Raw genomic sequence first — 10,552 nt, 5'->3', positions numbered from 1 at the left:
TGGTGACGCGCCTGTTGATTGAGCTGTGTCTAGCCCCGCCGCGCCGGGCAAGTGAGCAGTCAGAGCCACCAAGTGAGCAGTCAGAGCCACCAAGACCCCCAGCAGTTCCAGCGTCTGCTCCTGACAGGCAGACGCTGGCTGTGAGCAGACGAAGAACCACCCAACAAGCAAACAGACCAAGGAGAGAGAGGAGATCCAAATGAGCATACGTTCAAAAGCAAGAGGAGGTATGTTCCTGTTGCTAGATTATAGCGCATGCAGAAAGTACATTGCAAATAGAACAGTCTAGTGCCTATCTCAGGAGGGATGATCTCCGGTGCGCAGTGGCTAGCTAGGAAGCAGCCTCGACCCACAGCAAGGACTGGGAAAGCAGAGAGAGGACGACCTCTCCTACTCATTGCCAGGTGGGGTCTGTGTCTATTTTAGCATGGCCCGGCCATCATCCAGATCCATCGCCCCGAATTCGTTAATGCCGTGCAGGCCGGTCTGCTGGACTTCCAGCTTCACTATCGCCAGGTACCTCTCAGCGATGTGTTCCTGGAATGTCTGATCAGCAGCACCCTAGCCCGCTCTTGCTACAGCCCCGCCTTCGAGGCGGGATGGCTCGTCGGGTGGTTGCTGGGCCTGTTCACCGACCAGTCCCGAGCGCCGCAGGAGGACCGCCGTGTTTCCCACTGAGTCGGACCCGCGTGCCTGGGAGCCAGTGGCCCAGGCACTGCCACGCCGAGCCAGCCGGAGCCAGACCGCCCCAGTAGCAGACCAGCCGGGTCGGCCCTGTCTTGTGCGTCCGGTCCGCGCCGCTGGACAGGCTGGTTCCTCTGCGGCATGCTGCTGGCTGCCCTCTGGCTCTGCTGGCTCGGTCCGGCCCTCCCCTCCATTCCTGGCACCTGCCCGGTGATCCCCACCCGGCACTCATCGTCCAGGTTGCCAGGGTGCCCTTCCCTCTGGTCTGTCGGAGCAGCCCGCAGGGTCTCCGACCCGATCTAGCGGCCCCAGTCAGCGCCCGGGTGTCCCTCATCCTGGCCCTCCGGCGCCTGTCGCAGGACGGGGAAGGAGGTGGAGCATGATTCATCTCCCTTGCTAGCAGTGGCTGCTGTGCACCGGCCCCGGAGGGCTGAATGAAGGCAGCGGCGTTGGTGAAGGCCGGCAATCGGCCCTGAGCAAGGCCGCTTTGTGGCCGCGCTGGTACTGGACGAGGTTCCCGACCCGCTGGTGGTGGACCTGCTGCGCCGGGTGGGGCTGCCCCCGCTTCCCGAATGGGCCTCAGCCAGCCCCGCCGAGACGCGCGCGTTCTTCGGAGCTGAGGAGCCGCCCGATCCTGGCATGTCGGCTCCCTGAGGGATCGGTCCCCAGGCCAGCCCACAGGCTTGGGAGGTGCCGGCCAGGGCGGCGCCGGCGCCTCCTCCATGATTCTCCTGATTCCTGGTAGTTGAATATATTCATCAGGAAAGGAAAAAGCCGGAAAAAACTTTCCCTGTTTGCGGCCATCGACGATGATGGAGTGGGATCTGACCGGCTGGCTCCCTGGCACCCCTGCCCGCGTCGCGCCGGACAAGCCAGGGAGGCCGAGCGCAGACCAGTGACCGGCAGATAGCACCCATAACACGAGAGCCTGAGAGGAGAGACCAGATGAGGAAACGCTCCCGTCAGCCCATGCAGCAGTACCGCCTTGAGGAGCTTCACAATCCGCAGATCGATCTGAGCCGCGATGCCTGCATCTATGCCAGGCAGTCAGATAAGAACCAGGTTGTGACGAATATTCAATCACACATCTCCCAGACAGTAGGAATGCTGAGCTACGCGCGGAAACTCGGTTTTCAGGATGATGGGACGACAGGCAGAGTCTACCTCTTCATCGAGAATGAGGCAATCGATGCAGACGGACAGAGAAGCATTAAAAACGCATCTGGACGTTGGCCAATTGACCATCGACCGGCATTGAAAACCATCTGCGATTGGATTGAGGAAGGGAGAATCGGCGTAGTGATCACGTGGGCAGTAGATCGACTCTTCCGCGATGAGGACGGCATTGACTCCAACCGCTTCATCAAGCTGTGCAAGGAGCACCATTGCCTCGTTCACATTGCCAGCAAGATGATGACTTATAATTTCTGGAACGAGCAGCATGTTACGCTATTCAGATTCGAAGTCCAGATGGCTGCCTGGTACGTCTCGAATTATATCAAGCTTACACTGCTCAAGAGAAAAGAAATGCTGGCAAAAGAAGGAAAGTGGGTAGGAGGCAGCACGCCCATAGGGTATATGGTCTGCAAGGATAAGAACAGTCCTCTTTATAGAAAATTAGTACCATACGAACCGCACGCTCATGTGGTCCGCTGGCTTTATGAGCGCTTTATTACGCTTGGCTGCGATTTCGCGGCGCTTTGCAGGGAGGTACAAGACATGGACGCCGTTTTCCCCAAACTTCCGTCGAATCCCGGCGGGACTATTCTCAATTTCCAGCTCACCCCCTGCGTCAATGGATACCGCATATCGAGAAAGGCGCTGCACTACCTGCTCACCAACGATGTCTACATTGGCACATTCAGATTCCAGGCTGCAGACGGGGAAATCGTGATTGCGAACAATCACCCTCCAATCGTTCCGGAAGAGCTTTTCTGGCTGGCCTATGACCATCTTCAGGATGAACGGCCCGATGGCACCTCTACCGGACGGGAACAGCTCAAACGCTATAGCCAGAAAAAGACACCTCCAGAGAGGAGGAGGCCCCTACTCAGCCCGCGCTCTAGGGACGGATCAGTCCGATGGGGGCACTGGCCATCCTCATTCGAAGAGGCATCAGGAGCAGCAAAAGGGTGGTTCTACCACGTCGTACAAACCCGACCTCTTGGTCTGGAGTGTGAAAGTATATTCTGCATCGATGCAGATGTTCTGGAAGGGGCTGTAGTTCTCCGTCTTCTGGAAAGGCTGAAGGAAATAGATATCGATGAAGTAGTTCAGGAAAGACAGAAGATGCAGAAAGAAATCAGAAAACAGATATCATCTCTGACCCGAGAACTATCACTAGTAAATGAAAGGATAGAGGCAATTGCAGAGAACATGCACTATCTTCAGGTTCCCGCCGTGATCAGGGAACTTGAAGCCAGCATGACCAGATGCCTTGCCCGCAGGGAACAAATCGAGAAACGAATAGCTCAGCTCAGAGAGACGCTTTCCAACAATGCACCTGGCACTCTCGAAGAGCTTGAGCAGCTCAAAGAGCTTTGGCCGCTGAAGCCTTTCCAGCAGAGAAAGGCGCTGCTGAATGTCCTCATCAAGCAGCTCTCAGTCAATTATCTCACCCCGCATTTCTATGAGGTATCGATAGAATGGGCATATGACTGGTGGGGGGCAGAAGAAGCTATCTTCTACCGAAGATATGGAGGGAGCAAAGATTGGACTGAAGGGGAGCTAGCCCTTCTTCAGGAGCTGTATCCATCATCCCCGAAGATGGAGATTCTCAAGGCGTTGCCTCGACGGACATGGGAGACGATCCGATCGATCGCCTCACTGAGAGGCATCAAGAGAAACCGCCGGACGAACGAAAGCCCAGACCCAGAGGAAGTCGATGGCAAAGGGCTTTGCTACGAAGACAGAGAGTTTCTCAGAAGTAGAGGACTCTCGTTATCAGATTTCTTTGAGCAGTCCTATAACTCAAAAATTATCAAGCAGACACCCTGGACGCACAAGGGGACCAGCTCTATTTTAATCAGATCAACGCTGCGGGGGGAGTGCATGGGCGCAAGATCAAATTTATCCAGGTCAGCGACAATGGCGACTCCACCCGCACGCGCGACGCCGTGCGCCAGCTTGTCGAGCAGGATCACGTCTTTGCCATCTTCCAGGTCTGCGGCTCCGGCAACGCCAACGTAGCCGAGAGCTACACCGTCCCGCGCGGCATTCCTTTTATTGATCCTATCGGAGGCGGCTCCAAGTACACCGATCAAAGCGGCAAGGCTCTGCCCTGGGTCTGGATGACGCAGCCCAACTATGGTGACGAAGGGCACGTCATCGGCTATTACGCCGCCACCGCCCTGAAAGCGCGCAGCGTCGGCCTGCTCTACGAAGACGACGTGCTGGGGCTACAGCAGAAGACCACTCTGAGCGAGGCCCTGCAGAAATACGGCAGCAAGCTTGTCGTCTCCGTCGGCTACAACGCCACCCAGACCGACTTCTCGGCGGCCTTCCAGACCCTCAAAGCTGCCGCTCCCGATCTGATCGTCCTCAACGGCCTGCCTGGTCCTACGGCGCGCTTTGTCGCCACTGCCGCCGGCCAGGGGTATCGCCCGCGGCTGGGTTACCTGGCCAACTATCCGATGGCCGACAACTCCTGGGCCAAGGTCCTGGGCGCGGCGGGCGAAGGCATCTATGTCAGCGGCTACACCAGCATGGATACGCCCGTCGCCCGGCAATATCTGCAGGCCACGCGCAGTGACCCTGTCTTCAGCGCCTACAAGTTCTATGGCTACATCAACGCCAAGATCATGGTTGATGCCCTGCAGAAGGCCGGCAGCAATCCGACCCGCGCCAGCCTGCGCGCTGCCCTCGATCATGATTTTGTCAACTATGATACGGGCTTCGGGCCGACGCTGACCTGGACGCCGGAGCGGCACGGAGGCGTCAGCGACTTCATGTTCTTCCAGATTAAGCAGGGGCAGCTCACGCCCGTCAGCTCTTTCATCAAGGCCAGTGCTGTCTGGTCCTAGACGCCACGGTTCTGACCCGACCTGATCTGACAGGCAGGGCTGACTCGGGCTGGCCGCCTGGGGGCAGCCCTGCCTGGGCGACAGCCGGCGCCGCTGCCGCTGGCGGTCTCCTCCGGCCTGCCTTCCTTGTCTGGCCTGACTGAGGCGGAGGGCAGCAGAGAGAGGGCCGGCGGCCTCTGCGTCCTGCTGTCTTGCCGCTTGTTTGGCTTTATCGGCCTTGTCCTGTCATATCTTGCTGTGCTGCCAGAGAGGAGGCACCCTTGTGCTTGCACTGCTGCAGGTCCTGCTGTCTGGGCTGATTACCGGCAGCCTCTACGGGCTACTGGCGCTGGGCATCGTTCTGATCTATCGCACGACGGGCGTGCTCAACTTTGCCTACGGCGCCCTGGCGGCCACCACGACCTGTTTTCTCTACGTTCTGCTCACGGGGCCACGGCTCCCCTTCTGGCCTGCCCTGCTACTGAGCCTGCTGTTTGCTCTTGGGTTGGGGGCCGTAGTGGAGCGTGGTTTCGCGCGCCCGCTGTTAGCAGCTCCCATCTTGGCCAAGGCCATTGCCACTCTGGCCCTGGCCCTGGTTCTGCAGACGCTCATCCAGGCGCTCTGGCCCCAGCTCACGACACCGGTTCACTTCCCAACGCCTTTCGAAGGCCATGCCCTGCGCCTGGGCGGCCTCTATCTCTCGCTGACCGATGGTCTGATCCTGATAACGACTCTGGCGCTTCTTTTTCTGCTTCAGCTCTTTCTGCAGCGCACGCGCCTCGGTATGGCCCTGCGGGCCACCGCCGACGGCCTTGAGGCGGCGCGGCTGATGGGTATTCCGGTGGGCCTGGTCTTTCTGCTGGTCTGGATGTTGACCAGCCTGTTGGCAGCCATCGCGGGGATCCTGATCGCCACGCGCCAGACGGTGATCGATGTCCAGTTCATGGATCCGGTGCTCTTGCTGGCCTTTATCGGGGCAGTGCTGGGAGGACTCGAGCGCCTCGAGGGGGCGGTCCTTGGGGGGTTGCTGGTTGGGCTGGCCGATAACCTGCTGGCTCTCCTGCTGGCTGGTCGCAGCCTTGGCGCCCTGGACCTGGGCAATCCGGGCATCCGCCAGGCCCTGATTTTTGCCGGCTTTATCCTCTTGCTCCTATTGCGTCCCCGTGGCCTCTTCGGCGAGGCGGCGCTGCGGCGTGTCTAGGGCAAGCTGGCGGAGGTGGTTTGCCATGAATAGAAAGGTTTCATCTCTTGGGAGCCGCCGATCTGCGGTCTCTGCCTCCGGCCCTGGGAGCCGTGACCCCATATGGGGAGAGGAGAAGGAGACAGGGCGCCAGGAGGCTCCAGGATGGAAAGGCCTCTGGGGAGGCCAGGGTGGGATATGGGCGGCTCCCACCTGGGTGCGTTGGCTGGCGCTGGCGGCCCTCCTGCTGGGCCTGATCCTCGTACCCTCCCTCTTCGATCTGCTCTTTGGCGACGGGGCCGACTTCCAGCTTCACCGCGTCACCCTGATTGCCATTCTCGCCATCGCTGCCCTGGCACAGAACCTGCTCACAGGCTATGCGGCCCAGCCCTCGCTGGGGAACGCTGCCTTTTTCGGAGTCAGCGCCTACTTGCTGGCCTGGCTGAGCGGCGACCTGCAGCAGCCTTACTGGCTGGCTGTTCTTGTGGCCCTGCTGGCCTGTGCTCTGCTGGGCCTGCTTGTCGGTGGTCCTGCTCTGAGCGTCTCCGGGGCCCATCTGGCTATCGCCACCCTCGGCCTGGTCGTGCTGACCGGCTCCCTGCTCAATCTGTGGGATACCAGCGCGGGACGCCAGAGTTACGAGCTAACGGCCCTGCCCTCTGTGCTGACTGACGATCGCAGCCTCTACTATCTGGTGCTCGCCCTGGTGGCCCTGATCTTCCTCTGCGCCTTTCATTTGTTGCATTCGCGCGTGGGGCGAGCCTGGAAGGCCCTGCGCGATAGCGAGGTGGCTGCAGCGGCCTGCGGGATCGCTCTGACGCGCTACAAGCTGCTGGCCTTTGTCGTCAGCGCTGTCCTGACGGGCCTGGCCGGCGTGCTCTACGCCACCTGGGGCACGACCGCTACGGCCAACATGTCGAGCATTGACCAGACCATTGCTTTCCTGACGATGATCGTGGTCGGCGGTCCCGGCTCGCTGCTCGGTTCGCTGCTCGGCGCGCTCTTCGTGGGCCTCTTGCCGCTCTTGCTGGGCGAGCTGCCCGATCCTCTGATCGTGGGGCCGGTGCAAGTGCCGATTGCCATCCTGACCACTGGGCTGTACGGCCTGCTCTTGCTGCTGGCCTTAATCTTCTTCCCCGGTGGCCTGAGCGCCATGTTTGTTCGGCCTGGCCAGCCGGCGGAGAGTGCAGGAACGGAGGGAGGGATATCGTGAGTCATCAGTTAGCGCTTGCGCGGTCGGCGGAAGCAGCACGGAGGGAAGGGCTGCTTGAGGTGAGCGGACTGACGGTGCGATTTGGTGGTCTGGTAGCGGTGGCTGATCTCGATCTGCGGGTTGAAGAGGGGGAGATCCTCGTCCTGGTTGGCCCCAACGGAGCTGGCAAGACCACGGTTCTCAACTGCATCAGCGGCTTTGTGCGTCCCACGGCTGGCAGCATCCGCTTTGCTGGTCGGGACCTGCTGGCCCTGGGCCCCCATCAGCGGGCGGCCCTGGGCCTCGGACGGACCTTTCAGAACGGGCAGCTTTTCGCCTCGATGACCGTGCTAGAGAACCTGCTCATTGGGCGCCATGCTCATTTGCGCGCCGGCCTCTTTGAGGGACTGCTACCCTGGGGACCGGCCAAGAGCGAGGACGCGGCGGCGCGTCGACGGGCGCGGGAGATCCTGGCCTGGCTGGGGCTGGAGCCATATGCCGGGCGTCTGGTGGGATCGTTGCCGGCGGGCCTACAGAAGCTGGTGGGGGTAGCGCGGGCCTTGGCCGGTGAGCCACGCCTGCTCCTGCTGGACGAGCCTGCAGCCGGCGTGCCGCTGCGCGAGGTAGCGGCCCTGGCTGATCAGCTTCGGCGTTGGAATAGCGAGCTGGGCCTGACCCTCCTGCTGATCGAGCATAACATGTACTTTGTCCAGGCGGTGGCGCAGCGTGTCTGCGTCCTCAACTCTGGGCGCAAGCTGGCCGAGGGGGAGCCGGCAGCCGTGCTGAGCGCGCCGGCCGTGCTCGAGGCCTATCTTGGACGTGAAGAGGAGGGCGAGGGGCTGTCGAAGCGGGAGGTGAACGATCATGCTGCGCGTTGAGGACCTGCGGACCGGCTACGGTCCTCTGGAGATCCTGCATGGCGTCTCGCTGGAGGTGCCGGAGGGCGGTCTGGTGGCGCTCCTTGGGGCCAATGGGGCCGGCAAAACTACCCTGTTGCGCGCCATTATGGGCCTGCTTCCGGCCCGTGCTGGCAGCATCAACTTTGCCGGGCAACCCGTGGAACGCGCCAGCGTCGAACGGCGCGTTCGTCTGGGGCTGGCGCTTGTTCCCGAAGGGCGGGAATTGTTCTCCTCGTTAAGCGTGCGCGAGAATCTTCTGATGGGGGCTTTCACGCGCCGCGGGCGGGCGGCCATCGAGGCCGACATCGAGCGCGTCCTGACCTGCTTTCCGCGCCTGAAGGAGCGGCTGGCTCTGCCGGCGGCCAGCCTGAGCGGAGGCGAGGGCCAGATGCTGGCCATTGGGCGGGCCTTGATGGCCCGGCCCCGCCTGCTGCTCATCGACGAGCTATCGCAGGGCCTGGCGCCGGCCATTGTCGAGAGCGTGCTGCAAGTGCTGGTTCAGCTCAACCGCGAGGAGGGGCTGACCATCCTGCTCGTTGAGCAGAATGCACGCAAGGCCCTCAAGGTAGCGGGACTGGCCTACGTCCTGCGGAGCGGCAGCGTCGTCCTGCGAGGCCGGCCAGAGGAGCTGGCGGCCAGTCCCGCCATCCAGCGGCTCTATCTGGGTGGCGAGGCGGCTCTTGAAGAGCCTGGGGAGGAGAGCACGAGCACGGGAAAGGCCCCCCTGGTGTATGAAGGAACTCACAACGAAGCTGGAGAGGAGTAAAGCACTGATGCAAGATCTGGCTGGCAAAGTGGCGCTGGTCACAGGCGCCGCCTCGGGCATCGGCCTGGCCATCGCGCGTGACCTGGCCGGGCACGGCGCGCGGGTGACGCTGTGCGATGTGAATGTGGAGCGCGGCCAGAAGGTAGCGGCGGAGCTGCCGGGGGCGCGTTTCGCGGCGGCAGATCTGACGCGCGAGGCCGAGATCGAGCGCCTGGTCGCGGAGACACTGGCCGCCGAGGGACGTATCGATATTCTGGTCAACAATGCTGGCTTCCAGCATGTGGCGCCTCTGGAGCACTTCCCAGTCGAGAAGTGGCGTCAGATGATCGATCTGATGCTGACGGCCCCCTTTCTGCTGACGCGGGCCGTGCTGCCCGGCATGTACGAACGCGGTTGGGGGCGCATTGTCAATATCGCCTCGGTACACGCCCTGCGGGCCTCGGCTCTGAAGGCGGCCTATGTCAGTGCCAAGCACGGCTTGCTTGGTTTGACGCGCGTCACTGCCCTGGAGGGTGCACCCCACGGCGTTACCTGCAACGCCGTCTGCCCTTCCTATGTGCGCACGCCGCTCGTGGAGGGCCAGATCCCCGCTCTGGCTCGTCAGCATGCTATCCCGGAGGAGCGGGTAGTGGCGGAGGTCATGACGGCCCGTAGCGCGATCCGTCGCCTGCTGGAGCCGGAGGAGGTGGCCCAGCTCGTGAGCTATCTCTGCAGCGAGGCAGCGGCGGGCATTACGGGCAGCGCCCAGGTCATCGACTGCGGCTGGACGGCTCAGTAGAGCCGTCAGGGCAGAGCAGAGCGGGGAGGAATGAGCTGCAGGCAGACAGGCAGGGTGCTGGGGCGCGAGAGACTCAGGGCTGGGACTGCTCTGACTCCCGAGCCGGAGATGGTCCCAGCTCTGGCTGTGGTGAGGGCTGGATTCCTGGCTCAGCCGACGGGACGGAGGGAAGTCCTGGGGTTGGTGCCAGGCCGTGGGCGATGAAATCCATCAGGGTCGCGAAAACGTGGGGAGGGAGGATCTGCTCCCCAGATGATGGTTCCCCCTCTTGCGCAACGGCCTCATCTGGCGAGCTGGCTGCCTGGGGCCAGATGATCCAGCGCAGGGCCAGGAAGTGGCCGATCCCCATCAGAGCGTAGGCCAGGGCCTCAGGATCCATCCGACGGATCTCGCCGGCCTCCATCGCCGCACGCAGACCGCGTGCGTAGCCACGGCTGATGCTCTGGTAGTATTCCTGGGCCGCCTCGGGGGCGACGCGCTCGGCCTCCTCGACAATGCGGTAGACGCTGCGATGGGCAGCGGCGAAGCGGAAGAAGGCTTTGAAGCCTTGTCGCTCGATCTCCAGGCGGTTGCTCAGGCCGGCGGTGGCCGATGCTGAGGATTCGCGCAGGCGCCGCCCCAGATCTTTGACTAGCTCAACAAAGATGTCTCGCTTGGTGCGGAAGTAGATGTAGAAGGTACCTTGGGCTACGCCGGCGCGGCGCGTGATCTCGGAGATGCTGGCCTCGTAATAGCCCAGCTCGCCAAAGACCGCTTCGGCAGCCTCTAGAATGCGTTGGCGCGTGATCTCGCCGCGCGAGAGACCGCCGGCGCTCTCTTTGCCCTGGCGCGCTGGCCCTTCTCTGGTGGAAATGGCTGGGGCAGGCTCGCGCTGCTCCTCAACCCTGGACTGCTCGGCTTCATCCTTCATAGGCTGTTCACTACTCCTTCTTCTGGCTTCTGGCAATCCTGGTCGTGGCTGGCTACCTGTCGTCTGGCTCTGGCTCACCTTATCCCTGACGCTCCGCTCGTCGCCGCGCTGAGGCGGCCTGGCCCTACGGCTGTGGGTAGCC

At 62.2% G+C, this 10,552-nt stretch carries 8 protein-coding genes and 1 pseudogene; 8 read left to right on the top strand and 1 reads right to left on the bottom strand.

Features of this window, described 5'->3' with window-relative positions; all coding sequences use genetic code 11:
* The first annotated feature begins 1,173 nt into the window (after nt 1-1,173).
* From ACFMO7_RS05790 to ACFMO7_RS05755, 8 genes and pseudogenes are all read left to right on the top strand, one after another.
* On the top strand, nt 1,174-1,338 hold the full coding sequence (locus ACFMO7_RS05790; RefSeq protein ID WP_376794566.1) for a hypothetical protein: 165 nt from the start codon (nt 1,174-1,176) through the stop codon (nt 1,336-1,338).
* A gap of 291 nt (nt 1,339-1,629) precedes the next feature.
* Nucleotides 1,630-2,631 (top strand): annotated as a pseudogene (locus ACFMO7_RS05785) (recombinase family protein); the annotation flags it as partial.
* Nucleotides 2,632-3,731: 1,100 nt separating this feature from the next.
* Nucleotides 3,732-4,706 carry an ABC transporter substrate-binding protein gene (locus ACFMO7_RS05780; protein WP_376794565.1) on the top strand — a complete coding sequence of 325 codons (975 nt, stop codon included), beginning with the start codon at nt 3,732-3,734 and terminating at the stop codon, nt 4,704-4,706.
* A 262-nt stretch (nt 4,707-4,968) separates the two neighbouring features.
* The gene (locus ACFMO7_RS05775) at nt 4,969-5,886 is read left to right on the top strand and encodes a branched-chain amino acid ABC transporter permease (RefSeq protein ID WP_376794564.1); all 918 of its coding nucleotides are present in this window, start codon (nt 4,969-4,971) and stop codon (nt 5,884-5,886) included.
* 196 nt (nt 5,887-6,082) lie between these two features.
* Nucleotides 6,083-7,078, top strand: coding sequence for a branched-chain amino acid ABC transporter permease (locus ACFMO7_RS05770; RefSeq protein WP_376794563.1), 996 nt, complete (start codon nt 6,083-6,085; stop codon nt 7,076-7,078).
* Entirely contained in the window at nt 7,075-7,935 is an 861-nt protein-coding gene (locus ACFMO7_RS05765) for an ABC transporter ATP-binding protein (protein ID WP_376794562.1), read from the top strand. The genes ACFMO7_RS05770 and ACFMO7_RS05765 overlap by 4 nt, the downstream gene beginning before the upstream one ends.
* Entirely contained in the window at nt 7,922-8,722 is an 801-nt protein-coding gene (locus ACFMO7_RS05760; protein ID WP_376794561.1) for an ABC transporter ATP-binding protein, read from the top strand. Before ACFMO7_RS05765 ends, ACFMO7_RS05760 begins: the two co-directional genes overlap by 14 nt.
* 7 nt (nt 8,723-8,729) lie before the next feature.
* A complete protein-coding gene (locus ACFMO7_RS05755) occupies nt 8,730-9,500 on the top strand; it encodes a 3-hydroxybutyrate dehydrogenase (RefSeq protein WP_376794560.1) in 771 nt (256 codons plus the stop codon).
* 73 nt (nt 9,501-9,573) lie between these two features.
* Here the strand turns inward: ACFMO7_RS05755 and ACFMO7_RS05750 are convergent, their stop codons facing one another.
* Complete coding sequence (locus tag ACFMO7_RS05750; RefSeq protein ID WP_376794559.1) at nt 9,574-10,410, bottom strand: TetR/AcrR family transcriptional regulator; 837 nt, start codon at nt 10,408-10,410, stop codon at nt 9,574-9,576.
* Nucleotides 10,411-10,552 lie beyond the last annotated feature (142 nt).

The sequence above is a fragment of the Thermogemmatispora sp. genome (assembly GCF_042408735.1).
Lineage (GTDB): Bacteria > Chloroflexota > Ktedonobacteria > Ktedonobacterales > Ktedonobacteraceae > Thermogemmatispora.
This window is presented reverse-complemented; position numbering and strand designations above follow the sequence as displayed.

Coding starts and splice junctions, on each gene's coding strand:
- ACFMO7_RS05760 (WP_376794561.1), top strand. CDS start 7,922: ATGCTGCGCGTTGAGGACCTGCGGACCGGCTACGGTCCTCTGGAGATC.
- ACFMO7_RS05755 (WP_376794560.1), top strand. CDS start 8,730: ATGCAAGATCTGGCTGGCAAAGTGGCGCTGGTCACAGGCGCCGCCTCG.
- ACFMO7_RS05750 (WP_376794559.1), bottom strand. CDS start 10,410: ATGAAGGATGAAGCCGAGCAGTCCAGGGTTGAGGAGCAGCGCGAGCCT.